The sequence below is a fragment of the Agrobacterium sp. SORGH_AS_0440 genome (assembly GCF_031453135.1).
In the GTDB taxonomy this organism is placed as follows: domain Bacteria; phylum Pseudomonadota; class Alphaproteobacteria; order Rhizobiales; family Rhizobiaceae; genus Agrobacterium; species Agrobacterium pusense.
In genome coordinates this window covers 233729-259770 of sequence record NZ_JAVIYR010000003.1, presented here as the reverse complement: position 1 = coordinate 259770, position 26042 = coordinate 233729, and the positions used below count along the sequence as shown (strand labels likewise).

Here is a 26042-nt window from a genome sequence, read left to right as displayed (position 1 = left end):
AAAAACCTTATCCACCGGCTTGCCCTTGGTGCCACAGTGCAGAGCAGTTTTCCAGCATCAGCCAATCCTTACGCTTTGGTAGGTGGCGGCCGGATTTGCGGAAGGGAGCTTTTCCGCACCTTTTCCGTGGCGGTTTGAACTCAGGTAGCAAAAGATTGCGGTTCAACAGAGCCGTTGTTCGATAGGCGACAGCAACTCAGTTGCTAAATCTGGCAATCAAGGACAGCCCACCGCCTGAACTCGTTTGGCGGAATTCAATTGGTAGGCATTGTCCGGAAGAGCCTTGGACTCAAGGGGCTTTTCGGTGCGGCTGTCATCAGGGCGACCACGACCAATCCGGCAACTGCAAACCAGAATGCTGCGAAGAAGCTGTCGCTGTACGCGAGGACGGTGGCTTGAGTTCGAGCCGAAGCCGAAACCGTTGAGAGCGCTTTGGCGGTTCCGTTGCCCGTGCGATCGAGCAGATGGCTCAGTCCCGACAACTGGTAACGCAGAAGAGGAGAGCCATCTGTCAGGTGTATTCCGAGGGCGTTGGAATGAAATTGCTCTCGGAATCGTAGAAGCGTCGCGATGAAGCTCGAGGCGAGTTCCGCGCTACCCAATCGACAGACCTGAATGTACGCGGACGTAGCCGTTGAAGTCTTCGGGTCCGAATTGCCGACGAGGAAGACGAACGAGGCAAAATACGTCATCGCTTGTCCTGCCGTGCTGAGCAACAAGATCGGTCTAAAGCTCTCCGGAAACCATTGCGACGTTACCTCCGTGCCCATCATTGCAGCGACTCCCGTGATGGACATACCGATGATGAGTACGATGCGAGCATCAATGAAGTAGAGAGCAACTCCAGCGATCGCAACAAGGAAAAACGACGGGATCACGGCGTACCAAATGAACAGATCTCCGATCTGGTATGGTCGGAGGGCGGTGACTGTTTGCATCATCCCAGGGATCAGACTGCTAGCCGTAGCGCTTGCAAATGTAAAAATGGTGACCGCGGCAAGCCCCAGTGACACGTTGCGTATGCGCTGGACACTGACGTGCGCCCAAGGTTGGGCGACAACAGCCTCGTTGACCAGGAAGACGAAGAACAGAAAGCCACCTGCGATCATAGCGCTGACAATTGTTCCGGATTCCAGCCAGTCCAACCTGTTTCCCTGGTCCAGCCCGACGTAGAGAAACGCCATGGAAGCACCAAGCAAGAGCATCCCACCCCAATCGGCTTTCCGGAGTCGTTTCCGATCGATTGGTTCCTTCGGCGCGCCCAATACAAGGAAAACGCCGATAAGTGGCGCGAGCAGGACATCTTGCCAGTAGAGCCACTGCCATCCGAAATCCTCGCCGTAGTAACCGACCAGAACGAATCCGAGGCCCTGAGAGAGCGGAATTCGCAGAGTATAGATCGCGAGGCCGATCAGCCAGTGCTTGGGCTGGAGGTTTCGAAAGACGATCATCAGTGTCGCTGGAATAAAAACACCGAGAAGAAGCGCCCTCACCATGTGCGCGATTATGAGCAGCGTATGATCGTGAATCACAGGAATGCCCAAAGAAAGAAGGGAATACACGACGCTGGAGGGGACCATGATCCTGCGCACGCCGTATACCGTGATCAGCCAGGCCACAGCCGGCGCGATCAATATCTGGGGTGCGTTTGCCGCCGTGTAAAACCAGGAACCTTCATCGAAGCCCATGCCGAAGGCTCCGCGTAGGTCGGGAAGCCCCACCGTAAAAACGCGGGTATCGAAACCCACAACGAAAGAAGCGAGTAGTAGTGCAGCGACTATGAAGACAGGACGTTTCGTCGCGGCCGGCTGCGGGACGGACTTGTCCACTAGTTCCGTCACTGGTGTTATCCCCGCGTGTCGACGGTCACAGTCGCCGACAGACCTGGGCTCAGTCTGTCGCGTAAGGGCTGCCCGTCGTTGATCGCGATCCTGACCGGGATACGCTGCACCACCTTAGTGTAGTTTCCGGTCGCGTTGTCCGGCGGGAGCAATGCAAAGGTCGATCCGCTGGCTGGTGACATTCTCTCGACCCTGCCCCGTAACAGGGTGCCTGGATATGTGTCGAGTTTCACCTCGGCAGCCTGTCCGATGCGCATATTCGCCAGCTGTGTTTCCTTGAAGTTTGCGGTTACGTACACTTCGTTCGGAACGATCGGGACTACGTTGCCGCCAACGCTCAAATAGTCGCCGACATGCACGGACTTTTTGCCTACGGTTCCGTCAAAGGGTGCATAGATACGCGTGAATTCGCGATGAAGCTCGGCTGTGGCAAGGGAGGCCGATTGTGCTGCGATCTGTGCGTCCAGAAGGCTTTCCTGCCCCCGCAGAACTTCCAGCTGAGCTCTCTGCTGCTCGATAGCAGCAGTCGTCGACTCCGCGGATGCATGCGCCTGAAGGTAGGCTGCGTGGGACTGTTGAAGCCGTTGTTCCGTACTCGCCTGACCAAGGTTCTGTTGCCGCTCGTATTCGAGCCTCGTCTGTTCGACGGACGCAAGTGCGGAATCATGTTGGGCCGTTGCAGCGATGATTGCCGCTCGCTGCAACGCTTCCTGGTTCGTGAGGTTCGCACGCGATGATTTGGCGGCGGAAACATTCGCCGAGGCGAGCGACGCAGTCGCGTCATACTCCCTTGGATCGATCTCGGCGATGAGATCGCCTTTTCGGACGCGTTGATAGTCGGCTACATGAGCCGAGACGAGGTTGCCGGATACCCTGGCACTGAGAAAGCTGACGTCTGCGCCGATCGCGGCGTCGTTTGTGGTCTGGTATGCGGCGCTGGAAGTCCACTCGTTCCAACTTCCCCCAGCGTAAAACACTCCGGCCAATGCAATCCCGACGGCGATGACGGGGAGCAGCACTCTCCCCATCACGCTCGGCCATTCTGGCCTTCCGCTTTCGATGGGCGATGCGCTGCGAACATCAGACGTTATCGTTGCGATTTGATCGGTCATGGAGGTTGCGTTCATCGGAGTGATCGGAGCTTCGTTTTATTGACGGCAACCTACCCGCCGCCTTGATGGCAATTACAGCCATCGCTGGACGGCTGCTGCACTTCGTGAAACCCTCTGCTGGCACTGCGCGCGCCCGGCCCGCGCGATAGTCCCATATTTTACGCAGCAGCTATGCCGTTCAGCGTTTCGTAGTCTGGATCCGAGAGCCTGATGTCACGCGAGGCGACGTTTTCCTCAAGGTGATGCACATTGGATGTTCCGGGGATGGGAAGAATGACAGGACTCCGCCTGAGCATCCAGGCAAGCGCAATTTGCGTGGGAGACGCGTTATACGCATGCGCGATTTCATCAAGGACGGACCCCCTGCGCGTCAACTCACCCGATCCGAGCGGATACCAAGGGATGAAGCCGATGCCGTTCTGCTCGCAGTATTCGAGCACATCCTCGCTTTCGCGATCGATAAGGTTGTAGCGGTTCTGCACCGTCGCAACCTTGAAATACTTCGAAGCTTGCTTGATCTGATCAACCGAGACTTCGCTCAGGCCCGCGTTCTCGATGGTGCCGGCGTCAATCAGCTTTTTGATGGTATCGAACTGTTCCGATGCGGGAACGCGCGCATCGATCCGATGCAATTGCCAGAGACCGATGCGCTCCACTCCGAGCCTCTTCAAGCTTCCGTGCGCTTGCGCTACCAGGTATTCCGGGCGTCCGTTTTGACCCCACTGGCCGGGGCCGCTGCGAGTAAGGCCCGCCTTCGTGGCGACCAACATTCCCGGATACGGATGCAACGCTTCCTTCACAAGTTCTTCGGAAACGTTGGGACCGTAGGAGTCGGCGGTATCCACGAAATTGACACCGAGCTCCGGAAGCCGCCGCAGCGTGTCCAGGACGCCGACGCGATCCATGGGAGGTCCCCACACGCCTGGGCCCGCGATCCGCATAGCACCGTAGCCAAGCCGGTTAATTTCGTAGTTCCCGATCTTGAATATCCCGTGATCGGCAGTTGGAATCGTGGACACGCTGGCCTCCTTGATGTTCGGCAATCTGTGGCCGCCATGACACGGCGACAACGAACTCTATGATCAGATTATTGCGCCTGCAGATTTGTGAATTGTACGATCGCGCTCATTCGTGACTGGCGGCGTGGACGCGTTTTTACGGCCGCATTCTGTCTGCTGTGGAAATGCCTCTGCCCGTGATTGCCTCAACGGGGCTGGGGCGTTTCTAATTCAGTCTCGAGCAAATGGCCCTATTGGCGGTGGCCGATCAGAGCATCGCTGGGTGTTGCTGCGCGAGCGGCATATGTGTCCGCCTTAACCTGATGACGGGCGATATCGATGGCGACGTACATGACGACCGACACGATGCTCAAGCCGTACAGACCGGCGACGATAAAGAATTCGAAGTTCTCTCGGGATTTTTTAAATCGCATGGAGCACCTTCGGGCGACTGGGCGCGATGCGAGACGCTGGGCACGGGAGCGGTCAAGTGAAAACGCCCATACATGGGCACACTTTGGTGTTTGGGCGGCGGACGCATCTCGTCCGCCGGGGATGACAGTAGGCTGAAACATCAACCCTTGATGAAGGCCAAGAGGTCGGGGTTGATAACGTTGGCATGCGTCGTCAGCATTCCGTGCGGATAACCGGGGTAGACCTTGAGGGTGCCATTCTTGAGGAGCTTAACCGAGAGCTTGGCGGAGTCGTCGATCGGAACGATCTGGTCGTCGTCGCCATGCATGACAAGCGTCGGCACGGTGATCTTTTTCAGGTCCTCGGTCTGATTCGTCTCGGAGAAGGCCTTGATGCCGTCATAGTGAGCCTTGGCTCCGCCCATCATTCCCTGACGCCACCAGTTCTGGATCGCTCCCTGCAATACGGTCGCGCCGTCACGGTTGAAGCCGTAGAACGGGCCGGTCGGCAGATCGAGGAAGAACTGGGCGCGGTTCGCTGCCAGCGCGTTGCGCAATCCATCGAAGACTTCGATCGGCAAACCACCGGGATTAGAAGCGGTCTTGAGCATTAATGGCGGGATGGCGCTCACCAGAACGGCTTTGGCGACACGGCCCTGAGGCTCGCCGTATTTCGCGACATATCGTGCCACCTCGCCACCGCCCGTCGAGTGGCCGATATGGACGGCGTTCTTGAGATCGAGGTGCTGGTATACCGCGTCGGCGTCAGCCGCGTAGTGGTCGATGTCATGGCCATCGGCGACCTGGCTCGAGCGACCGTGACCACGACGGTCGTGGGCAATCACACGATAGCCATGCGCCAGGAAGAACAGCATCTGGGCATCCCAGTCGTCGGACGAGAGCGGCCAGCCGTGGTGGAAAGCGATCGGTTGGGCGTCCTTGGGACCCCAGTCCTTATAGTAGATATTCACGCCGTCTTTGGTTTTTACGAAACCATCGGTCATCGAAACTTCTCCGTTGTGGGTGGTTTGGGATTGCTTCTGTGCTGCAAGGCCGGGTGCCGCCATTACAAGCGACGCGGCCACGCCCGCCATGAGGGTCTGTCTACGGGAAAGGGCCAGGTTAAAATCGTTTGTCACCGGAGACTCCATCTCGGTCAGAGTTGATGGAGTGAAAATAGGGGCACCGGACACGGCGATATTGTCATATCCCGTCGCATAGAGCTTTCATTGCGCATGGCTGATTTCAGAGAAACCGTTGCGAACGAGAAGTTCGAACTCCCAACGAAGAAACACGTACTAAAGAGCAACGCGAACGGTACGTCCCCTTAGCTCGCCGCCAGCAAGGACATCGCAATCGAGTAAAAGTTTTCAAGCGGGTTATTGGCGTTGCTAACCTTCATCCTCAATACCGCTCCCTCGTAGGCATCTATCAAGAATCGGGCGAATTTAGCCGGTTCAAGGTCGCTCTTAATTTCTCCGCCGGTTTGGCCTTCCCGAATGGTTTCGGAAAGCAAATCAATCCAATCCGTCAGCGATGCGTTCAGGGTTTCGCGAAGCAATGGAATGCTATCGGACGTTTCCGCGGTAAGATTGACGATCAGGCAACCCCGATTGTACTGCGCCTTTTCGTGGCTTTCCAACAGGTGACGGAAGTGGTGCGCGATCCGGTTCAAGGGAGTGGTGCCAGAATCCTTCAGAATGTCACGACGTGTCGAGGCGACGTAGTTCGCGACAACCTCGACTGCAAAAGCTTCCTTTGTCTTAAAGTGATTGTAGAAACTGCCTTTGGGGACACCCGCCTGATCAACGATTTCCTGTACGCTGCAAGCTGAGTAGCCCAGTTCACGGAAACGATCTGCCCCAGCGTTGACGAGCCTCTCCTTCGTCGTTGGACGCATTTGTGTCTCCTTTCCCTGATCAATAGGGATCATTGGCATAAACTGCAGCGTTTGGGGGGGTGAAATGTCGGCGCTGATGGCTGGTACGATCCGCTGCCTTCTTAAGATTCAAAAATCTTACGACCTCAATGACTGCATTCAAGCTGCCGGCCTCTCGTCAATGTCGCCAGCACATTGGAGGCCGCCTGCCAATTTGACGAAGCCCTCGAGCCAGCAGGAACAGACGCTACACAGGCGGCATCGGATACGCAAACACAGAAAATACGCGCGGATTGTTTAAAAGTGCTCGATTGTACAATATCACCTAGCGGTGGCCTGTTCGCTTGATGTCTGGTTCACGACGAGGCCTCGAAATGAAAATTGGTTCAGTTAAAATCACACGGATAGAGGAATATCGCGGGCCGGCTTTCATGCCACGGGACTTGCTCCCGGATTGGTCTGCAGAAGCGGTGGCTCCGCACCTCGATTGGCTCGAGCCGCGTTATCTTGACCGGGGAACCGGAAGGTTGGTGATGTCATGCCACAGCTGGCTCGTAGAGACGGAGCATCACAAAATTCTCATCGACACCTGCACGGGCAACCATAAGCAGCGGCCAGGTGGAGCTCCCTTGTTCGACATGCTGGACACCCCTTACATGGAACGGTTTGCGTCGACCGGGGTCCGCCCGGAAGAAATCGACTACGTCCTCTGTACTCACCTACATGCCGACCACGTCGGATGGAACACCCGCCTTTCAAGCGGGCGCTGGGTCCCGACGTTCCCGAACGCAAAATACGTGATGTCGAAGACCGACTACGCTGCCCTCTCAACGGAGGGCAGCGGTTCGTTCGCAGCCTGGGGTTCTCTACTGTATGAAGACAGCATCCTTCCGATCGTAGAAAGTCGCCAGGAGCTGCTTGTCGACGGCGGTTTTCAGATCGGGGACAACCTTTTTGCCGAAGATTCGCCCGGTCATTCCCCTGGCCATCTTCTTTTCGCCCTCCGCGATGATGATCAGGAAGGGCTCTTCAGCGGTGACATTTTTCATCATCCGATTCAGGTCTATTACCCTGAATGGAGCAGCGCGTTCTGCTTCGATGCCGACCAGGCCACGAATACACGTAAATGTGTCCTTGAGCGTGCCTCTGACAGGGGGAGTGTTTTGTTGCCCGCGCACTTTGCAGGACGCGGCGCATGTTGCGTTTCCCGCGGCGCCAAGGATTTTGTATGCATCGGTCTTGACGAGGGTACCTATGCATAACTCGCTCGCTTAGATCCTCATTCGGAAATGCCAGCTGTTATAAGGCGAGCAAGCGCTCTGCGGTTTGAAGCTCTATTCTGGGCGGTGCCTCCGGGAACGCTTTCAGCGCTGCCTCTATCATCCGCTTCGAAGTCGACCGTTCGTCATCCTGCAACCATTCAGCGTTGCTGTTGGCGGCTCTAAGTTGCCAGAGCGGTGACTTCTGTATGATCGCGCCAGCGAACGCTTGGGAATATAGGTCGCGTGCCATTGCGGGATCGCTGTGACGGACGATATCGCCCTTTATCCTGAGGAGTTCCGGACGGCACCAGCCGGCCTCCCCGGCGAGCGCCCAATCCACCAGATACGCTCCGCAGCGCTCTCCTGCAAGCGTTATCACCGTCTCGAGCCGGGACCCGTTGGTGTCTCCAACGAATGCGGTTTCGAACTGCCTTGTCGTGGCGTTTGATTCCGGGAGCAGCAGCTCGAAGGCATCTGCCCAAAGCTGCGACCTGAACATCGAGTGTTTCGTCGACAGTTCTCGAAGAAGTGCGAGATGGTGTCGCGCAACCTGAAATTCACCCAGACCGAAATACACAGGAAACGCAGAAACATATATCGCAAGGCAGATTGATATGGCATCGTCCAGGTTCAGAGCCTCGGCGATGGCTTCGTCCGCGAGAGCAATCGCGCGCTGCGAGAATCCCTGGATCCAGGAAGTTTTGGCCATCAACATCAGTGCGACCGTTTTTTGATCGAATCCCGCACCGCTCGTAAGCGTGCGGCCGATCGGCCCGCGGGTGGCTTCGACGGCAAGAGTGCAAAGCTGGTGGGTCTTCTCATGCTGCCCGAGGAAGTGGGTGTTCATGGCAAGAATTCTGCTGCTGGCGCCATGCGCGAGCTTGCCGAACTTGGACTCCAGCTGAAGCGCGATCTCAGCCGCCTCCGCATATCTTCCCTGGGTTGTTATGATTGCGCATCTCCCACTGTGAGCCCTGACGATCTCGACGTGGTCGCCGATCGTCTCCGCGATCTCAGCCGCCTTTTCGAATTCTCGCAGCGCTTGTTGGTCTGCACGTAACCCTCTCACATGGAAGAGCACGAGGCCCAGCGTCGAACGAAGCTGAGTCTCGATCAGAGGGTCAACGTTGGCGGTCGTTTCCATCAGTGCCATAGCCCGCTCGACGACCTTCAGTTGCTCGTTCATCAAGCCCAGTTGTGTCCAGAGGATATGAGACGCGGCCGTGATCTCGAAGCACAACTTCCGCTGACCTGTGTCGAAACACCAGTCAAGCGCGGCGCGAATATCGTTAATGAGGTCGCCGTGCGCTTGGAGCCACTCGAACTTATCGAGATTTCGCCATCCAGCTTTCGCGTGTTCCAATTCCGCGCCGACCCAACGAGCATGTGACAGGCCGCACGCTTCCGCGAATTCGCCGCTGTTAAGCTGCCTACGAGCGAAGGCGCGGGTCATTTCCAATAGACGAAGGCGCCCGTCGCCGCGGGATGTCGATACGAGCGACTTCGACCGTAGGGCGGAAAGCGCGTCCGAGAACGTCTCTCTATCGAGAAAATCCCTGGCTATCGACCAAGCCGCATCGCCTGTAAACGGTCCTGCGAAGACCGAAAGGCAGTTGAGTAGAAGTCGCTCCTCAGTTGTGAGTAGATTGTAGCTCCACTCAATTGTCGCCCTCAGAGTCTGCTGTCGGGGAGGGGCCGTCCTGCGGCCGCGCCAGAGGGTGTTGATCGGATCACTGAGGGAAGAGGCTGTGTTTTGAAGGCCAAGCCCTGCCACACGTGATGCCGCTAGTTCAATCGCCAGCGGGATTCCGTCTAGTCTGCGGACAATATCGGCGGCAATCGAAATGTCTTTCATTTCGGTAAGCCCGTTCTGGCCTGTGGCGAAAATCAAACGTTCGTTGAAGAGTTCCAGTGCGGAAAAGTCGTGACAGGCCGAGGGCAGATCGTCTTTCTTCGGAACCTCCAGGCTAGGCAGGAGCCGGACCTTCTCCGAAGCGATCCTCAAGGGCTCCCGGCTTGTAGCGATTACAGAGGTGGAGGGTGTCAGTTGAAGAAGCCTGTCGATGACGTCGGCGCAGCTGTCGATCAGGTGTTCGCAATTGTCAAACACCAGGACCGTACGCGAATTCCCCAACGCTTGAACGATGCCAGGCATGGGGTCCGACGAAAAGACGCTTAGGCCAAGCGACGACGCCAGGTGCGAGACTATCAATTCCCCGTTGGAGAGGGCCGCGAGGTCGAGAAAGACGACGCTCTTGTTCTCAGTGGCGAGGGAGCGGGCAATTTCGATTGCTGCCGAGGTCTTTCCGATGCCTCCTGGCCCCGTGATCGTCATCAGCCGCATCGAGCGCATCAATTCCACACTGTGTGCGATGAACTCATCCCGTCCGATCAAACGCACGACCGTTGCCGGCAGGCCATAGCGTGTCGTAGGCGCTGTGCTGGCAGAGGAATCATCGGTGATCGTGGAAACTGGCTTGGCAAACTTGTATCCAAGTCCCGGTATGCTTTCGATACAGAGCGTTTGCTCACCATCGTAGATGGCCTTGCGAAGTGCCACCATATGGACGCGCAACGAAGCCTCGTCGACATAGGTGCTCGGCCATACGGTCCTGATGATCTCTTCTTTCGTGACGACTGTTCCGGCCTTCTCGAGCAGACACGTCAGCACATCGAAAGCTCTCGCGCCGATGCGTATAGCTGCCTCGCCCTTGCTCAACCGGCGCTGGCCAGGATCCAGTTCGAATTCGCCAAACCGATAGATAGTCACATTCACCTCGGGATGGAACGTCGGGGCAGGTACCAACGTTCGCACGATATCAATTAGTAAAGTACCTCAGCAAGACTGCTGGAACCTAAACAGTTCCGACAGCACCGAAAATAAGGCTGCATCATTCGCCTACGCAACTATCCATGGGTATAGTTCAACGCACTTTGACTCGTGGTGTTGTCAGTGTGGAAGTCGGACGCATCGGGTTTGTCGAAGGATTCAAATATGACCGGTCACGTTTTGAGGTGCAAGGCAAGTGCTTGGCCGCATATGTTGAGCAACTGAATCTGGACCGGGCTGCGCACTTCACCTCACGGCTGTTGCTTATCCCATATGGCGTAAATTGAGATCCCTCAATTTCGCAAACCTGATTTCCACTCCAATCCGCGCTTGGCTTGGGACGCTACGGACATAGCCACAACCGGCGGTGACCATATGTCGTCATTTTGCGGAGGCCCGATCATCCAATTTTCGAACGCTCGAGCCAGTCAATTGTCTGACATTCGATAATCGAGGTCGAGATGACTGCCCCACGTGAATTCGGCATGCCGGTCCAGCAACAGGTTTGTAGTCTCATTGAGGCTATCGGCTATCTGTCGACAGCCACGACGCCGGAAGAGGTTTTGACCAAGATGCACTCCGCGGCAAATAAATTGATGTCTGCAGAGGGTGTCGTCATAATACGAAGAAGCGGATGACTATCATTGCGTTGCGGAAGACGCGTCTGTACTGCATTGGGTTGGCAATAAAATCGATATCTCTGAACACGGATACGTGACCCTGCACGGGGGCATAGGAGGAAGGTCGATTTCAGGGGAGGCGCTCCGAATATCGGGTACAGAAATGCGTTACAAGCTGACAATGCGTCTGGCTCCATCGGAAACGGGTTTCGCAATAGCGGCATATTCGCATCCGCGTCGCACGCCGACCGAGTTCGAGTTGAAGGTCGCATCTGCGCTCGATATGGCTGGGCGCGCAGTGAGGATCGGCTCGGCGGGCGCATCGAACGGGAGTTCAATGACAATGGCATTGCGATCCGGGTTGAATTCCCAGCGATAGGGTAGGGCCGAGAAGGCCTACCTTCGCCGTTATTGGCTTCATAATGCCGAGGCGCTCTAAAAAACCGCTGGTTCCGGTGCTTGCCTCTGAACTTAATCAACGGTCCAACCCACGAGGGTCGGAAATCCGGGTATATTCCGAGTGGTCAGATTGCGAAGGGGAACACCTTGGAGCGCTCCGTGACCCTCAACGTTATATCACATCAGTTTCCAGAGATTCTTTACGAATTCCTGAAGCGCTTTATTCTTTGTTCTGGTTCAACGAGGTGAGCGGGCCGCGTTCCTCTAAAGTCTGAAGGTCTCGGAGAACAAGGGCATATTCGGTCTCGATTGAAACGGTAAGACGGTCCCGCCTGCCGCGATGACCGCCTCAGTCGTGTCAACATCGTGCAGGGCGGCCGCTCCGATTTCAACTTCGACAATCGGAATGCCTGAATGTCGAATGATATTTCGCGCCCCCACGTCGCCCTCGAGGAACATCAGGTCGCCAAACAACGACTTTGGAATGATCACCGGGTTCCCGCGAACGCCTCCGTGTGCCGCGACGACAATCGATCGTCCGTCGTCAGCGGCAAATGCGTCAATAACCGAATTCAGATTCAATGTTGAAATCGTAGGCATGTCGGCCAGCATGACCAACACGCCGTCCGCGGAGCGAGCTTCCGGCATCGTCAATCCAGCCATCAACGAACTGGAAATCCCAAGTGGGAAATCGCGGTTAGTGGCAATGTTGATTGGAAGGCCGGCAAGAACCGAAATGATGTCTGCGGCCTGAAAGCCAACGACTACGATAACGGAATTGGCATTGCTTTTGCTTGCGCGCAAGGCAGTCCGTCTCACGAGTGGAACGCCCTCGAACTCTGCGAGGAGTTTATTATCCTCGTCGCTTCCATAGCGACTGGCCTTTCCTGCTGCCAGCAAGATGATAGTGACTTTTGGGTGCTGCTCGAGAATATCCGTCAACTCCTTCTAAGCGAGGATTTTCGTCCGCGCATAACGCCGAGGCTGGCGACCTGATTGAACGTTCCAGTCGCGTGTCGACTAAAAATGGTGATCAACAGTACATGTTTCTGCAGAAGGAGAGTTCTAACGTAGCTGAAGTTCCCGAAGTACCATATTCACGATTGACTGCGGGGCGGTAGCCAGAGGTCGAATCCCGTCCCGTAGCGGCCTTTTCCCTCGCCAGGACCTGCCTTTCGCGTCGCCACCCGGCAGCCGCTCAACGCCTACAATATGTGCCTCAATCATGGACTTCAGCGCCACGGCACACGGGCCGCCTCGATCGGCCATCGGTGACGAGGCGAGGTCATTCCTTTTTGGGGCAAAGGACCTTGCGCACAAGTTTTTGCCGTTGTTGGTATCTTATCGTTTGTTGAACGCGGAGGGCGTCAGCGACTCAGGGAAATCCTGGTAGGAAACGGGCCGCAGGAACCGATAGATCGCCATCGTGCCGACCGAGGTGGACCTGCCGTCGGACGTCGCCGGATAAGGGCCCCCATGGACCATGGCCGGCGAGACCTCCACGCCCGTTCCGAAACCGTTCACGAGCAGGCGTCCCGCTAGCAGTTCAAGGGCTGGAATGAGCGATTTTGCGATCTCAAAGTCATCTTGGTCAATGTGAAGGGCAACCGTCAATTGACCTTCCAGCGCGGTGAGAACGCGTTGAAGTTCGTCATGATTCGCGCAACGGACCACAAGGCTGGCCGCACCGAAGATTTCCTCCTGGAGCTGGGCATCTTCAATAAATGCCAATCCTGTGGTCGCAAAAAGCACCGCTTGGCCCTCGAGCATGGTTCCAGGTTTTCCTCGACCTACTACCTGAACGCTCGACTTGGACTCCAGCGTTGCAGTTCCACGTCGGAAAGCATCACAGATCCCGGCGGTCAGCATCGTTTGGGCTGCCGTTTCCGCGATGCGGGTCGCTGCCTTGCTCAGAAACTCATCGAGACCCATTCCCTCGACTAGAAGAACCAGGCCTGGATTTGTGCAGAATTGGCCAGCGCCAAGCGTTAGTGAGCTGATGAACCCCTTCGCAATCTCGTTTCCTCGGTTGGCAAGAGCAGCCGGGAAAATAATCACCGGGTTTATGCTGCTCATCTCCGCGTAAACAGGGATCGGCTGCTTTCGGCGCGATGCAATATCGAGCAAAGCCAGACCTCCGCGGCGGGAACCCGTGAATCCGACTGCACGGACGCGACTGTCTGCGACCAACGCCTGGCCTACCTCGAACCCGGCGTCGAACAGCAAGCTGAATACGCCCGGGGCTAACATGGAATCGGCGACGGCTTTCTGAACGGCCCTTCCGACCAGTTCGGAAGTGCCCGGGTGGGCCGAATGAGCCTTGACGATCACCGGGCATCCCGCAGCAAGGGCAGAAGCCGTGTCACCACCTGCGACGGAAAAAGCCAGCGGGAAATTCGAGGACCCAAACACGGCTACCGGACCCAGCGGGATGTTGCGAAGCTTGAGGTCAGGCTTTGCGTTGGGCTTCCGCTCGGGGTCAGCAGGATCGATCCGAAGTTCCTGAAAACGACCGTCCCGCACCTCCTTTGCAAAAAGCTTCAATTGCCCGATGGTGCGCGTACGTTCGCCTTCAATCCGGGCTTTAGGAAGCCCTGTCTCCGCGCTAGCCCTTTCCACCAGTTCGTCTTCGAGATCGAGGATGTTCTCGGCGATGCGTTCAAGAAATAGAGCGCGTTCCTCGAGCGTTGTTTCGCGATAGGTCCCAAATGCTTCCCAAGATAACGCCAACGCCTTCTCCACCTGATCTGGTGTCGCTCCATGAAAGGCCCCGCCCAGCCGGTTGCCAATCGTCTGCTCGATGGCAAAGAACGCCGTTCCTTTGCCCGAGAAGCACTCGCCGCCGATTAGAAGTTCGCCCTTGATAGCCATTTGTCATTCTCCGATTTCGATTACGCCGACATCGTCTGCGCCACCGTCGCTTCAGTTAATTGTCTAAACTATCAGAGTTGATATGAACGTGATTGGCGGATCCGCTCGGCTCGTACGCAAGACGATCGGTTTTTGGAGATGATATTTGCAAGATCTCCGCGCTCAACGCTCGCATAGTCCGTGCGTACTCAGATCGGCCCGACGGAACGCATATTGTGGTTCAGGACCGTGGCAAACGCAAGGAACCTCACATGGACCAACAGTTACACTTACGCCGTATGGCAAGCCTCAGGACGCCGACAGGCTTGTCCGAGGATGCCGTTAAGGACATCTCTGCCGCTGCTACGACGCTGCTCGCCGATGTGTTTGCGCTCTATCTCAAGACCAAAAACTTTCACTGGCATATGAGCGGCGCGAGTTTCCGCGACCACCATCTCATGCTTGACGAGCACGGCGAGCAGTTGCTGGCGATGACTGACCCGCTTGCAGAAAGGGTTCGCAAGCTCGGTGGACCCACCCTCAGGTCTATCGGTGATATAGCAACGCGCCAGCGTATTTCCGACAACAACGCCGATTTTGTTCATCCTCATGAAATGCTGGCCGAACTCCGTGAAGACAATGCCGGCCTTATCGCAAACTTGCGCACCCTCCATGGCGTCTGCGATGAGCACGCTGACATAGCAACGGCAAGCCTTCTGGAGAACTGGATTGATGAAGGCGAGCAACGAGTCTGGTTTCTCTTTGAGATCCTGCGTGACACCAACCGCTGAGTCGACGCCAACTTTCCGTACGGCTACAGCCTCGCCAACATCGCAAGCCTGGTTAGCGCGGGTTTGACTTTCAAGCCGGCTGTCCCACTAAGCACATCAAAACGCCGGCGGGCAGAGTCTCGGTGGCAACATTAGGAGATTCCAATGACCAGCGTAATTCCCACCGCGTATAAGGATCCGGAAAACCCCGCGCTTCCCAGGGTTGAGTTCGATATCGATCTGTCGACCACGGCTCTTGTGATCACTGATCCTCAGATCGATTTTCTCAGCCCCAAGGGGGCAGCTTGGGGTGCATTTGGTGAGAGCATCACCGAGCACAATACCGTTGAGAATATCGGCCGCCTCTTCGAAAACTCGAAGCGAGCCGGCATCAGTGTCGTCATCTCACCGCATTATTACTACCCGGTCGATCATCGCTGGGACTTCGCCGCGACAGGTGAGACCCTCATGCACAAGCTGCGTATGTTCGACCGTCGCGATCCGCTCTCACTTGAAGGTTTCGACGGATCAGGCGCCGATTGGATGCCTGAATACAAGCAATACATCGAGGACGGAAAGACCATCGTCTGCTCGCCCCACAAGATTGCCGGGCCACAAACGAATGACGTGATCTTCCAACTGCGAAAGAAGCGCATCGACAAGGTTATCCTTGCGGGAATGGCAGCCAATTTCTGCGTCGAGTCACACCTTCGCGACTTCGTGGAACACGGGTTCGAAGTTGCCGTGGTACGCGATGCCACTGCTGGCAGCAAACTGCCAGAGGGAGACGCCTACATGGCGGCCCTCGTAAACTTCCGGTGGTTTGCGAACGCGCTATGGACGACCGACGAGGCTTCAAATCACCTTGAATTAGCTGCACGCAAAGCTTAAGGGCTTCTCCGCCCTTCGGGGCGGGAATGCCTGTCTGACATCAGGCAGCGAGGGCGAACGCTTCTAGTCTATAGACTAGATTGCGCTGCGAGCGCAGCACCGGCTGCCTGCTCGGAGCGGGCCGTTCGAGTCCGGAGAATGCTGATGGTGGCGGGTGTATGGGCTTGCCGCGGGATCGCCGCTGAGCCATTACTTGGCGGCGATCGCCAAGGTCATCGCCGTATGTCGGGGTTCAACAAGGCGGCGTATCACGGAAAGCCCCTCGGTATATACGCTAGGGGCTTTGTCACCTGTGAAGATTGGCTAGCTGCTGAGCGTCGCCAACCGCGGACGTGCAGGAGACCTTATCATCCCGAGGGACAGCCCCATTACGAGCCAAGTCACGAGGTTCGCCGCAAGGGTCCCGATCACGAACTCATGGTGCAGAGTCGCGGGCACCAATGTCTCCATTTCGGGGGCAACTGGAGCGCCAATTAGGAATGGCATTGCCACAAGAACCGCCGCAGCAATGAGGGCCAGAGGACTACGATAGTTGACGGCGGACACGATCGCGCCGGCAGTGCAGGCCGTGCAAGTAATCCACCAAACCTGACGTTGAACGAGGTCCGGGGCAGGCATCCCGGGAAGCTCCGGCGGAAGGCCGAGTGCGGGAACGAGGCTGAAGATAAGGTATCCGGCAGCTCCCCAGGCAAGACCGGATTTCCAAGAGGCCAAGCTTCCTTTTAGTTCGGCGAGCACAGTCATCATAAGCGCGAAGCCGACATGCGCCAGCATCATGCCGACGACGGTCAACGTGTTTCTCGCGAATGCGGACATCTCAGGGTGCTCGTGCCCCCCCTGTTCGCCAGCATGAACGTGTTCAGCCGCATGCTCGGATATCTCTGCTTGGAGGATCATCGGCACAGTAATCGAGATATTGAGCGCCGACGCGAGAATGCCGCCGATCGATCCCGCGATTATTGCCGCGAAGAAGAGTTTTTGAAGATAGGCCATTGCATCAACCTCAATGGCACGGAAAACTTAGGGTGTGACGGACATCATGGGCGGCATTGTGGACTGCCGGGATTCCGGCGAAGCCCACACCGCCAACTAGCAGTACGCCCAGAAAGCCGAGCATGAGTAATGCGAGCGCTTTTGCTGGCGCTCGTACGTGGGCGATTTTTTGTTCAGTAATTGTCGTCATAACGGTTCCTCTGTATTTTAGGATGCTTCGTTGCTGGTGGCCGCAATTGCAGCGGATTTGAGTGCCTCGGACATCTTCTGAACTGGCCCGTCGATCGAGAGGCCATGTCGTCGCGCGATGTAGGCAGGCTCGTTGTACGACAGCCACTGTTTACCTTGATGGGTCCACGCAAGTGCCTTGAGCGGCAGATCGATACCTGAATGCGGCGCGTCGATGAGCAGAAGAGTGCCGACTTTCGGATTGCCGAAGATGAGTAGCACTGCGTCCTCCATAACCAACCCGGCATCCCTTGCATCCGCTGCGAAGTCGATGAGAGCAAATACTTTCATTCCGGCCCTTTCCACCGCGGAACGAAACCGCTCGATCACAATGCTCGGCGGTAGCCGGGTCTCCAGGAAAGTCATACCCTCAGGTCTGATCATTGGGCTGACTCGAAATTGGACGACGTTGGCGAGGTATGTCCCGCGTATTCTCGAACGCGACTTTGGTGATACCAAGCGCCACAAGCAAACCGACAACCTGAGCCACGGCAAACGTAGCCGCGGACGCCACGCTCAGCGCGACCGGGCCAGCGGCGAACGCTGCAGCAAGAGTGACCGCGGGATTGGCAAAAGACGTTGAAGGAGTGGCTAAAATGGCTGCAACAAGCCAGGCGCCAACGGCGAACGGACCCGTATCTGGCTTGCCACTGCGTCCGCAACCGATGACGATCGTAAGCAGGCCCGTTGAAGCTACAATCTCGCTGATGACTAGGCCAAGTGAGGGCGTGTGGCCCATGATCGGACTGGAGGATGCTCCGAACATCGTTGTGGCAATGATCGCGCCAAGGGCCGCGCCCAACATCTGGGCGATTACATACGTGATCGTGCATGTAGTCGGACGTTCACCTCGGAGCCACTGCCCGACAGTGATCAAGGGGTTATAGTGGCCCCCGGAAACTTTTCCGAGAGCGATGATCAATCCCACTAGCGAACCGGCGATCGAGATCGCGATAACGAGCGATGTGGCGATCGGTTCCCCCGCGAGCTTGTGCTCGACGGTGAGACTGGAGCCCACCATCGCAACCGCCAGCAAGCAAGTCCCGACTGCCTCGACAAACGAACGCCTGAGTACCGATATCGTCCCATCTGCCTCGAAGAAGCAAGCCGCTTCGCGCGTCACTGTGGGGTCAGCCATTAGCTTGGCCTTGTAACTTCGAGCGAGCCTCGACTTCAGCCATTTTGGTGGCGATATCGCTCGGGGTCAGAATACCTTTCTGGAACAGGATGTTCGCGAAGGCGATGATCCAGCGCTCATAATAGGACAGCTTCCCGATCATCTCCGAGCCGAGCGCTTCGACGCCGCGGCGCTTCTCCTCGGTATTGATGATCTTGTGAAAATCAAGGACGTCCGCAAGCGCGTGGCAGCGCTTTTCCCACGGCAGAAGTTCGTGTTCGACACGTTCAATTTTTCCGCCGACGTCCCCGCCGATATCATTGGGGAGTTTCTTTACGAGACCTTCACTGGACATCATGCAACCCTCTTTTGATATTCGACAGGGACGACGCCGATCATCGCGTCGCGCGTCACCAGTGTAGCAAGTTCCTCTTCAGACAGACCTTCCGTACCCGCCGGCCGCATCGGCAGCACTAGGTAACGAACCATGGCCGTGGAATCGCTGACGACGATTTCGACATCATCGGGAATGTGCGTCCCGAACTCCTCGAGAACAGCACGGGGTTCGTAAACGGCTCGGGCCCGATACGGCTTGAGCTTGTACCAGTCCGGCGGCAAGCCCAATACGGGTCGCGGATAGCACGAGCAAAGCGTGCAGACGATGAGGTTGTGGAGTTCAGGCGTGTTTTCCAGCACGATCAACTGCGTGTCATCGTAAAACGTGATGCCCAGTTCCTCGCAACCCTTTCGCCCGTCATCGAGCAGACGTTTGCGGAATTCGTCATCGACCCAAGCTCGCGCAACGACCTTCGCACCGAGTGCCGGCGTGCGGGAATCCAGGACTTCGATCTGTCGCCGGATTTCGTCTGCGCCGAACAATTTTCGTTCGACGAGAAGCTCGCGAACCGCTGTTTCCATCATGTCGTAATAGCTGGGAGGCTCTGTGACGGAGATCTCTTCATGTGGATGCGCGTGGTCGTGATGATTATCGTGCTCATCGTGATCGTGATTGTCGTCGTGCAAGGTCAAATCCTTTCGAGCCAGGTTTCAAAGACTTCGATCCTCAGGCCATCTGTTGCTCGGCCCTTGTACTCGGCCCAGATTTCGGTCATCGGAATCGCAATGCGGTAATAGTGTCCTTTCGACCCGGCATTCCGGCCATAACCTTCCTCCTCGTTGTCGACACCCATCGTCGGGATGACTCGTTCAACGATGCCAGCCTTTCCGCGGAGGTAAGTGGGAAGTCGGTAGTGGCCGACTGGAAAGCGCACTGCCGTTTTCACACGATCGCCAACTTGGAAGTCAGGAACTTCTCCAAGGGCGGGTGTGACGGTTTGCGCTATCGACTGTGCAGTCATTTCAACGCTCCTTCATTTGGAGCCCTAAACTGAAGTCGTTGCTGGGAACAATATTGTAAAATTCAGCAGTCGCGGTTCGGGCGCTGACACGTTTGCGTTTGTAGTAGCGCGGGAAAGGGGCTTGGGATCACACCGAGGATATGTCGTATGTACAAGCCCGCATGCGGTGTTAACGCGCTGAACAATCCGGCGCCCGTTTGCCAATGGAGTGATCCACCGTCCGGTTGGCCGCATTTTTTTCAAATAAATCATCCGCGCCACTTGAACGGCAGATTTATTGTGAGTTAGTGCCAGTTCAGCCAACAAGGGTCGTTGGTTCGAATCCTTTCAAGGCGTTGGATTCTTCCATTGTAAAGCTCAGCATCGTGTTCAGCGTAAACACAAATTGTCTTCCTCATCATTCTTGACCATCCTCTTGGCGCGTTTCAGCTAAATCAGTTCGGGTAATTGATTAGCGAGAGGCGGTGCCTGCGTGCCTCTCGCCTACCTCGTGCCACCGAGTTCGGACCTCGATTTTTCAATCAGCCGCCACATGAATTTCAAATGGTCAAACCTTTACTTTCAATTAGTCATTAATGTATTTTCAAACGGCCATTGAGAGGAATAAGGCCGTGATGCTCTATCCAAGACTCGTCGAGCAACGTGTTGCCGATGCCATGTTAGACACAAGGGTGATTATGATCGTCGGTCCCCGACAATCAGGAAAAACGACACTGGCAAAGAAGATAGCCAAAGAGGCCATGGAGTATTACACTCTAGACAATGCGACAACCTTGGATGCAGCGCGACAGGATCCCGTTGGCTTCGTAAGGCGTATAGATCGCGCCGTCATCGATGAAATTCAACGCGCCCCCGAGCTGTTGCTCGCAATCAAAGAAAGTGTGGATATCGACCAGCGCCCGGGACGTTTCCTCCTGACCGGTTCAGCTAATATTATGACGCTGCCACGCGTGGCGGACTCGCTCGCAGGACGCATGGAGGTCGTTCGATTGCTGCCGCTTGCGCAGAGCGAGATCAGAACCGCGGGCAGCAGCTTCCTGAGCGACGCCTTTCAAAATGAACCAAAGTCCGGAGAACCCGTCATCGGTGACGACTTGATGGCTGCGGTCCTCGCCGGTGGATATCCCGAGGCATTGAGCCGCAAAACGTTGAGCCGCAAACACGACTGGTATGCGGACTATATCCAGGCGATCGTTCAACGCGACGTTCGTGATGTTGCCCAAATCGAGCAGATTGCGCAAATGCCGCGCTTGCTGCGGATTCTAGCTGAGCATTCGGGACAACTCGTGAACTACTCCGGAATTGGCGCCCCCATCGGGATGAACCACGTCACAACCCAGAAATACGTCGGTATATTCGAGAGCCTGTTCCTCGCCCGAACCGTTCAACCTTGGTTTTCCAACAAACTAAAGCGCTTGACCAAAACACCTAAAATACATTTCCTCGATTCTGGTCTGCTCGCATCTCTTCGTGACCTGTCTCTCGAGAGAATGCGGGACGACAGAGGGCAGTTCGGGGCGTTGCTTGAGACTTTCGTTTTTGGGGAGATACTCAAACTCGCCAGTGCCGCACATACACGATTTGAGTTTTCGCATTTCCGCGACAAGCAGCAGAATGAAGTCGACATTGTCGTTGAAGACAGGCGAGGGCGGATTGTCGGCATCGAGATAAAAGCCGCAGCATCCGTCACAAATTCCGATTTCTCTGGTTTACGAATTTTGGCCGAAGAATGCGGAGAGCGCTTCGTATCAGGCATGGTCCTTTACGACCACCACAAGGTAATCCCATTTGGAGAACGATTATCGGCGGTTCCAATTTCGGCGTTGTGGCATTAGCGCCTGGGAATTCTCTCTATGCTCCAGACGCGCGAGCTGTCCTGGAAGTGCGGCGGAAAAATGGGACTTAGGTTCGATTCCCTTCAAGAGCAAAACGACTTTGAAACAGCGGGGTAGCACGTTCCGTCCCCGTAGCGCCTTTGGGCCTGGAAACTGCTGGGTGACGGGTCGTTTCACCGAGGCTCGGAGAATGTTGCCTATCTCCGACGGCGACCGAAAGATCACAGCCGAATGCTGGCCTGAGATGAGTATTTCTTGGCAAGCAGCCGGTTGGTGCGGCGAGCGTTGCGATATCGGGTGATACGAGCCATGACAGCCATATTTAGTATCACCCAGTCTGCGCCAGATGAATTCTGCTAACTGAGGGCCATAGAGTTGCCTCGCGCAATAACAACGTCATGGCCGCGTGCCTTCAATTCATCCATAGAAGCAATCCCCATGAGCGCCAGGCTGACGGAGACTTCCTTTTCGAGAATGGCGATCACGCCCGCGACGCCGTGCTCTCCCGCAGCGGACAGCCCGTAGGCATAGGCGCGGCCAAGCATTACGCCATCGGCTCCGAGACCGATCGCCTTGATGATGTCTGTGCCGCGGCGAATGCCGCCATCCAGCATCAGGCAGAAGTCTGGACCGACGGATGCGCGAATGCCGGTCAGGGAGCGGATCGTGCTGGAGGCACCGTCCAGCTGACGCCCGCCGTGGTTTGAAATCACGACGCCGTCGCAGCCGATGCCGTGCGCCTTCACGGCATCGTCGGCCGAAAGTACGCCCTTGACGACCAGCTTGCCCGTCCAGCGTTCGCGCAGCCAAGCGAGGTCTTTCCAGGAGAGCGTCTTATCGATGCCGCGTGACAGATTTGTCGCCTGCTCCAGTGCGCCACGGCCGAACTCCGGACGATGTTCAATCGCGCGTACCGAAGGCATCCCACCGAGTGCCATTTCCGCCAACCAGCGCGGGCGAAGGGACAGACGGGCGAAGAGGCCCGGGGTCATTCGCGTCAGCGAACGGAAGCCGTTGCGCACGTCGCGTTCACGGATGCCGGTAATCGCTGTGTCGACAGTGACGAACAGCGTATCAACGCCTGCCTGTTCCGCAGCGACGAGGAGCTCCTCGCAGAGCGTGCGGTCCTCGAGCACATAGAGCTGGAAGTGCAACGGTCCTTTGGTCTGGGCCCGGAGGTCGGTGAGCGACGCAATGGAGAAGGTCGAGAGGCAGAAGGGTATATTGGCGGCATGGGCGGCGCGAACCGCTTTTATCTCGCCATTGCCCGTATAAAGACCAAGAAATCCGACCGGGCCCAGCATGAAGGGTAGAGGGTGGCGCATGCCTAGATAGGAGGCTGAAAGGTCCTGCTGCTTTGGTTCCACCAGTACATGCTGCTTGAGCTCAAAATCGCCGAAGTCTGCGCGGTTGGCTTGCATCGTAACTTCGTCGAACGATCCGCCGTCAATGTAGTCGAAGAAGATCTTCGGCAATCGACGGCGTGCGAGTTCGCGATAATCAGAGACATTTACCGGCTTCATCTCAGCCTCGCTCCGGATCAATCGCATCAAAGAAGCGAGACAAGGCATCCTCGCCCTCAACCGGTTCGCTTCCAGCCATGACTGCACTCGACAGGCCAATCAGGGATGATGCCGGGTTATGGCTCGTCGCACCCGCACGAAGATTCATCACCAGTGTTGGACACAGGAAGAGGCCGAGGCGGACCACCCGGCGCCAGTCAGCGGGAAGCATGCCGCGCGCCTTCAGCTCGGCAAGAAGCGGCCTCCACATGACCTCGCCCTTTACGGCAAGAAGTTCGCGCCGGACCTTACTCGGCTCATAATTGGTGGTGATCAGAAGCATATCGTCATCGAGCGTGACGCTTGCCGAATAGCGCTCTCCAGCAAGAGCCGGGTCATATAGCCAGAGCGGATGGGCGAGGATGTTGTGAAACGTCGTCTTCACTTCCGCGAGGAGCGTCGGGATATTCTCACCGGCGAAAGCGGGGTCGAAGAAGGAGAGGCAGGCGTCGCTGCCGTCGTCCTCATACCAGACATTGGCATTATGGGCGTCGCCATGGGCGGTAACGCCGCCTGCATCGGCGAGCATGGGTGGGTTCAGCCGTTCATGCGCCTCGTCGAAAAGCGCTGCGAGACCGTCGCGATACGCGATGCCGTTAACGCAGAAGCGAAGCCCGGAGAGGGTTTGCCAATCCAGGGTCATGCCCGGCAGTTCGAACGTCTTGCCAACATAGAAATTTGCCAGTCTCCCACCGGGATAGATGCCAGTGAAGGGATCGATGAGGCGTTCATAGAACAATCGATGAACCGGCTCGGCTGACACTTCTGTGGGCGTGACAACGTGCAGCGTTTCCAGATACACTTTCAGAACCGCCTCATTCAGCCTGCGCTCGGCCTCCACCGCCTTTGCGCGGGCTGCCGGATCGTCCTTGAGGTCCAGCGCGCGCAACACGTCGGAAAAACGCGGGTCGCTGCGGCGGCGATAAACAAGGATCTGTTCACCCGGCAGCACGGACATAAGCAACGGCTGGTCGACCGGCAGACCTGCGCGGGCGAGAATATCGGCGCGGTAATATTCGCCGCTCATGGCCTCTTCGCCCTCCTCCTGATGGAACTTGAAGAAGAACTGACCCTCGTCAGTTTCGAAGAAGCCATTGAGGGAATTGAGACTGTACTGATCCTGATTGATCGCCACATTCCTTGCTTCGATGCTGAAAAGGTCACGCAGCAAGTCGGCAAGCATTTTTTCTGCTCTGCCATCGGCGGCCTTGGCGATTTTTCGGATTTCCGCGGTGCGGCTGGCGGGCTGGGTCATGGCAATTGTTCCGGATGTTGTCTTATTTGCTGCCGTGCAGATAGCGGCTTCCAAGTGAGTAGCGGCTGCCGACATAGGTAAGCGTATTGACGGTCGCGACGATCGGGCCCGTCCAGGTTTTGCGGTGCAGGACGAGGCAGCTGTCGCCAACGCGGATCTGCAACAGGCGTGCATGGGCCTCGCTGGCTGGCAGAGCGCTGATCAGGTGCTCGACTTCGGTGAGCGGCGTTGCATTCTGGAGATAGTCGTAGGTTGCCGCCGTGGTGAAGTCCTGCTCGACATAGCCTGAAACGAGGCTGGGGTTGACGTAGCGTTCCTCGAGCTGCACCGGCAGATCGTTTTCAAAATGAATGACGACCGAATGGTCCACCGGTCGGCTGGTATCGAACTCGAAGGCAAGCAGGAGTTCGGGTTCCGGCCGGACGATGCGTTCCAGCACGACAACCTCGGCGCGGTGGCGACCGCCACGGGCCCTGATTTCGGTCATGATGTTGCTGATCTCGATCAGCGTCGATTGCGGTTTTGGCGGCGCGACAAATGTGCCCACGCCCTGGATGCGGCGCAGATGCCCTTCCGAGGTGAGCTCCCGAAGCGCGCGGTTGACGGTCATGCGCGAAACGCCGAGCGTCGAAACCAGCTCGTGCTCCGAAGGCAACCGGCTGTTGCGCGCCCATTTGCCGCTGCCGATGTTGCCGAGAACGAAGTCCTTCACCTTCTCGTAGAGTGGCGAGGCGGAATCTGAAAGTGCAGTCATGGTCACTGTCTCCGCCTCCGCGTTGCTGCGCCGGCATTGTTGAAGTGACGTGTCAGACCTATTTCGACACGTCTATTATCGTCTTCAAAGCGCTGCTTTCACCCCGCAGCAACCGGTCATAGGCGGTGGGGACATCGTCGAGTGAGGGCAGCACCTCGATAAAGCGGTGAAGAGCCGGCGCGAGCTCTGTCAGCAGCGCCGTTGCCTCCGGCAGTTCGTTGCAAAAGGCGTGGCAACCGATCAGCGAAATTTCGCGCTCGACAAGAATATTGGGATCGAAATCAAGCTTGCCGTGGCTGATGCCGACAAGCGCAAGGCCACCGCCACCGGAAAGCAGGTCTACGGCCCGGCCTATCGCCTGAATGCTGCCGGTGGCGTCAAGCGCATAACGAAGGCGGCCACCCGAAAGCGCGGCGTCTAACACAGCCTTGTCGAGTGTCACGATCTTGCCGCCAGTCACGTCACTGACGCGTCGGGCTCGCTCCGCATTCTGGTCGGCGAGCAGAACCGCGCCGTCGTGCAGGCGGGAGAGGATGAGAGCGCTCAGCCCGCCGATCGTGCCGCAGCCGATGACGAGCACAGGCTCCCCCCTGGGAACAGCAAGGCGGCGCACCGCGTGTAGCGCCACGGCGAGCGGTTCTGCCATGGCAGCGATATGTGGCGAGAGTTGCGGATCATGGCCGACCAGCAGCTTGGCCGGTACCTGAACCTCATCGGCAAAACCGCCGTCGCATACTTCGCCGACAAAACCCAGGTTTTCACACACATTGGTGCGGCCACTCGAACAGGCCGGGCAGAGGCCGCACCACATGCGCGAGTCTGATGAAACGACATCGCCGATGGCAAAATCAGTCACACCGTCGCCGATCGCCGTGATGCGCCCGCAGAATTCGTGACCGGCGGTGGACGGACGACGGGAAATCCATTGTCCGGTGCGGTAATTGTGCAGATCGGAACCACAAATCCCCGCTGCCCTGACTTGCAGATTGACGAAGCCTGCCGGCGGCGAAGATGGGGAGGCCATCTCCTCCACACGCAGGTCGTTCGCATCGTAAAGCCGCACCGCCTTCATGGA

The 26042-nt window shown here is 57.0% G+C and carries 24 protein-coding genes; 4 read left to right on the top strand and 20 right to left on the bottom strand.

Going from position 1 to position 26042, the window contains the following annotated elements:
- Positions 1-254 precede the first annotated feature (254 nt).
- The 6 genes from QE453_RS24075 to QE453_RS24050 all read right to left on the bottom strand — a co-directional run bounded on the left by QE453_RS24075 (position 255) and on the right by QE453_RS24050 (position 6264).
- The gene (locus QE453_RS24075) at positions 255-1841 is read right to left on the bottom strand and encodes an MFS transporter (protein WP_309778446.1); all 1587 of its coding nucleotides are present in this window, start codon (positions 1839-1841) and stop codon (positions 255-257) included.
- 5 nt (positions 1842-1846) lie between these two features.
- Positions 1847-2953 (bottom strand): HlyD family secretion protein, encoded by a 1107-nt coding sequence (locus QE453_RS24070; protein WP_309778444.1) that lies wholly within the window; start codon positions 2951-2953, stop codon positions 1847-1849.
- Between the two features lie 158 nt (positions 2954-3111).
- Positions 3112-3972, bottom strand: a complete 861-nt coding sequence (locus QE453_RS24065) for an aldo/keto reductase (protein WP_031233291.1) — start codon at positions 3970-3972, stop codon at positions 3112-3114.
- A 230-nt stretch (positions 3973-4202) separates the two neighbouring features.
- Entirely contained in the window at positions 4203-4385 is a 183-nt protein-coding gene (locus tag QE453_RS24060) for a hypothetical protein (protein WP_309778442.1), read from the bottom strand.
- Between the two features lie 140 nt (positions 4386-4525).
- Positions 4526-5368, bottom strand: coding sequence for an alpha/beta fold hydrolase (locus QE453_RS24055; protein WP_404977912.1), 843 nt, complete (start codon positions 5366-5368; stop codon positions 4526-4528).
- A 323-nt stretch (positions 5369-5691) separates the two neighbouring features.
- Positions 5692-6264: a TetR/AcrR family transcriptional regulator gene (locus QE453_RS24050; protein ID WP_113207739.1), complete on the bottom strand. Its 573-nt coding sequence runs from the start codon at positions 6262-6264 to the stop codon at positions 5692-5694.
- A gap of 353 nt (positions 6265-6617) precedes the next feature.
- Here QE453_RS24050 and QE453_RS24045 point away from each other — a divergent pair, with 353 nt between their 5' ends.
- A complete protein-coding gene (locus QE453_RS24045) occupies positions 6618-7505 on the top strand; it encodes an MBL fold metallo-hydrolase (protein WP_162144067.1) in 888 nt (295 codons plus the stop codon).
- 37 nt (positions 7506-7542) lie between these two features.
- On the opposite strand, the gene QE453_RS24040 is transcribed toward QE453_RS24045, so the two are convergent.
- The 3 genes from QE453_RS24040 to QE453_RS24030 all read right to left on the bottom strand — a co-directional run bounded on the left by QE453_RS24040 (position 7543) and on the right by QE453_RS24030 (position 14225).
- Positions 7543-10275 (bottom strand): winged helix-turn-helix domain-containing protein, encoded by a 2733-nt coding sequence (locus QE453_RS24040; protein WP_309778439.1) that lies wholly within the window; start codon positions 10273-10275, stop codon positions 7543-7545.
- Positions 10276-11618: 1343 nt separating this feature from the next.
- Complete coding sequence (locus QE453_RS24035; protein ID WP_020808375.1) at positions 11619-12296, bottom strand: NTP transferase domain-containing protein; 678 nt, start codon at positions 12294-12296, stop codon at positions 11619-11621.
- A 399-nt stretch (positions 12297-12695) separates the two neighbouring features.
- The gene (locus QE453_RS24030; RefSeq protein WP_142187389.1) at positions 12696-14225 is read right to left on the bottom strand and encodes an aldehyde dehydrogenase (NADP(+)); all 1530 of its coding nucleotides are present in this window, start codon (positions 14223-14225) and stop codon (positions 12696-12698) included.
- 251 nt (positions 14226-14476) lie between these two features.
- Here QE453_RS24030 and QE453_RS24025 point away from each other — a divergent pair, with 251 nt between their 5' ends.
- Together QE453_RS24025 and QE453_RS24020 are read left to right on the top strand one after the other, a co-directional pair.
- A complete protein-coding gene (locus tag QE453_RS24025; RefSeq protein ID WP_142187390.1) occupies positions 14477-14995 on the top strand; it encodes a Dps family protein in 519 nt (172 codons plus the stop codon).
- 144 nt (positions 14996-15139) lie between these two features.
- Positions 15140-15865: a cysteine hydrolase gene (locus tag QE453_RS24020; RefSeq protein WP_020808377.1), complete on the top strand. Its 726-nt coding sequence runs from the start codon at positions 15140-15142 to the stop codon at positions 15863-15865.
- 303 nt (positions 15866-16168) lie between these two features.
- Here the strand turns inward: QE453_RS24020 and QE453_RS24015 are convergent, their stop codons facing one another.
- The 7 genes from QE453_RS24015 to QE453_RS23985 form a co-directional block, all read right to left on the bottom strand.
- Complete coding sequence (locus QE453_RS24015) at positions 16169-16858, bottom strand: CbtA family protein (protein WP_309778436.1); 690 nt, start codon at positions 16856-16858, stop codon at positions 16169-16171.
- 10 nt (positions 16859-16868) lie between these two features.
- Complete coding sequence (locus tag QE453_RS24010) at positions 16869-17048, bottom strand: CbtB domain-containing protein (RefSeq protein WP_020808383.1); 180 nt, start codon at positions 17046-17048, stop codon at positions 16869-16871.
- 17 nt (positions 17049-17065) lie between these two features.
- On the bottom strand, positions 17066-17377 hold the full coding sequence (locus QE453_RS24005) for a DUF302 domain-containing protein (protein WP_309778433.1): 312 nt from the start codon (positions 17375-17377) through the stop codon (positions 17066-17068).
- Positions 17378-17456: 79 nt separating this feature from the next.
- Positions 17457-18224, bottom strand: a complete 768-nt coding sequence (locus QE453_RS24000; RefSeq protein WP_309778431.1) for an aquaporin — start codon at positions 18222-18224, stop codon at positions 17457-17459.
- Positions 18217-18561 carry a nitrile hydratase gene (locus tag QE453_RS23995; RefSeq protein ID WP_404977906.1) on the bottom strand — a complete coding sequence of 115 codons (345 nt, stop codon included), beginning with the start codon at positions 18559-18561 and terminating at the stop codon, positions 18217-18219. Before QE453_RS23995 ends, QE453_RS24000 begins: the two co-directional genes overlap by 8 nt.
- The gene (locus QE453_RS23990; protein WP_142187393.1) at positions 18558-19232 is read right to left on the bottom strand and encodes a nitrile hydratase subunit alpha; all 675 of its coding nucleotides are present in this window, start codon (positions 19230-19232) and stop codon (positions 18558-18560) included. Before QE453_RS23990 ends, QE453_RS23995 begins: the two co-directional genes overlap by 4 nt.
- On the bottom strand, positions 19229-19561 hold the full coding sequence (locus tag QE453_RS23985) for an SH3-like domain-containing protein (RefSeq protein ID WP_142187394.1): 333 nt from the start codon (positions 19559-19561) through the stop codon (positions 19229-19231). The genes QE453_RS23990 and QE453_RS23985 overlap by 4 nt, the downstream gene beginning before the upstream one ends.
- Positions 19562-20172: 611 nt before the next feature.
- On the opposite strand from QE453_RS23985, the gene QE453_RS23980 reads away from it, so the two are divergent.
- A complete protein-coding gene (locus tag QE453_RS23980) occupies positions 20173-21396 on the top strand; it encodes an ATP-binding protein (RefSeq protein WP_149148634.1) in 1224 nt (407 codons plus the stop codon).
- A gap of 356 nt (positions 21397-21752) precedes the next feature.
- Here QE453_RS23980 and QE453_RS23975 read toward each other — a convergent pair whose 3' ends face one another.
- Genes QE453_RS23975 through QE453_RS23960 form a run of 4 tightly spaced genes read right to left on the bottom strand, consistent with a single transcriptional unit; the run spans position 21753 to position 26039 of the window.
- The gene (locus QE453_RS23975; protein ID WP_309778429.1) at positions 21753-22919 is read right to left on the bottom strand and encodes an alpha-hydroxy acid oxidase; all 1167 of its coding nucleotides are present in this window, start codon (positions 22917-22919) and stop codon (positions 21753-21755) included.
- A gap of 1 nt (position 22920) precedes the next feature.
- Entirely contained in the window at positions 22921-24213 is a 1293-nt protein-coding gene (locus QE453_RS23970) for a hypothetical protein (RefSeq protein ID WP_309778427.1), read from the bottom strand.
- A 22-nt stretch (positions 24214-24235) separates the two neighbouring features.
- Positions 24236-24967, bottom strand: a complete 732-nt coding sequence (gene hutC, locus QE453_RS23965) for a histidine utilization repressor (protein ID WP_107327326.1) — start codon at positions 24965-24967, stop codon at positions 24236-24238.
- 58 nt (positions 24968-25025) lie between these two features.
- Positions 25026-26039, bottom strand: a complete 1014-nt coding sequence (locus tag QE453_RS23960) for an alcohol dehydrogenase catalytic domain-containing protein (protein WP_309778426.1) — start codon at positions 26037-26039, stop codon at positions 25026-25028.
- Positions 26040-26042: the final 3 nt, after the last annotated feature.

What these genes read in the sequence shown, in the direction of transcription:
- QE453_RS24070 (WP_309778444.1), bottom strand. Translation starts at nt 2,953, where the DNA reads ATGACCGATCAAATCGCAACGATAACGTCTGATGTTCGCAGCGCATCG.
- QE453_RS24060 (WP_309778442.1), bottom strand. Translation starts at nt 4,385, where the DNA reads ATGCGATTTAAAAAATCCCGAGAGAACTTCGAATTCTTTATCGTCGCC.
- QE453_RS24055 (WP_404977912.1), bottom strand. Translation starts at nt 5,368, where the DNA reads ATGACCGATGGTTTCGTAAAAACCAAAGACGGCGTGAATATCTACTAT.
- QE453_RS24050 (WP_113207739.1), bottom strand. Translation starts at nt 6,264, where the DNA reads ATGCGTCCAACGACGAAGGAGAGGCTCGTCAACGCTGGGGCAGATCGT.
- QE453_RS24045 (WP_162144067.1), top strand. Translation starts at nt 6,618, where the DNA reads ATGAAAATTGGTTCAGTTAAAATCACACGGATAGAGGAATATCGCGGG.
- QE453_RS24030 (WP_142187389.1), bottom strand. Translation starts at nt 14,225, where the DNA reads ATGGCTATCAAGGGCGAACTTCTAATCGGCGGCGAGTGCTTCTCGGGC.
- QE453_RS24025 (WP_142187390.1), top strand. Translation starts at nt 14,477, where the DNA reads ATGGACCAACAGTTACACTTACGCCGTATGGCAAGCCTCAGGACGCCG.
- QE453_RS24020 (WP_020808377.1), top strand. Translation starts at nt 15,140, where the DNA reads ATGACCAGCGTAATTCCCACCGCGTATAAGGATCCGGAAAACCCCGCG.
- QE453_RS24015 (WP_309778436.1), bottom strand. Translation starts at nt 16,858, where the DNA reads ATGGCCTATCTTCAAAAACTCTTCTTCGCGGCAATAATCGCGGGATCG.
- QE453_RS24010 (WP_020808383.1), bottom strand. Translation starts at nt 17,048, where the DNA reads ATGACGACAATTACTGAACAAAAAATCGCCCACGTACGAGCGCCAGCA.
- QE453_RS24005 (WP_309778433.1), bottom strand. Translation starts at nt 17,377, where the DNA reads ATGAAAGTATTTGCTCTCATCGACTTCGCAGCGGATGCAAGGGATGCC.
- QE453_RS24000 (WP_309778431.1), bottom strand. Translation starts at nt 18,224, where the DNA reads ATGGCTGACCCCACAGTGACGCGCGAAGCGGCTTGCTTCTTCGAGGCA.
- QE453_RS23995 (WP_404977906.1), bottom strand. Translation starts at nt 18,561, where the DNA reads ATGATGTCCAGTGAAGGTCTCGTAAAGAAACTCCCCAATGATATCGGC.
- QE453_RS23985 (WP_142187394.1), bottom strand. Translation starts at nt 19,561, where the DNA reads ATGACTGCACAGTCGATAGCGCAAACCGTCACACCCGCCCTTGGAGAA.
- QE453_RS23975 (WP_309778429.1), bottom strand. Translation starts at nt 22,919, where the DNA reads ATGAAGCCGGTAAATGTCTCTGATTATCGCGAACTCGCACGCCGTCGA.
- QE453_RS23970 (WP_309778427.1), bottom strand. Translation starts at nt 24,213, where the DNA reads ATGACCCAGCCCGCCAGCCGCACCGCGGAAATCCGAAAAATCGCCAAG.
- hutC (WP_107327326.1), bottom strand. Translation starts at nt 24,967, where the DNA reads ATGACTGCACTTTCAGATTCCGCCTCGCCACTCTACGAGAAGGTGAAG.
- QE453_RS23960 (WP_309778426.1), bottom strand. Translation starts at nt 26,039, where the DNA reads ATGAAGGCGGTGCGGCTTTACGATGCGAACGACCTGCGTGTGGAGGAG.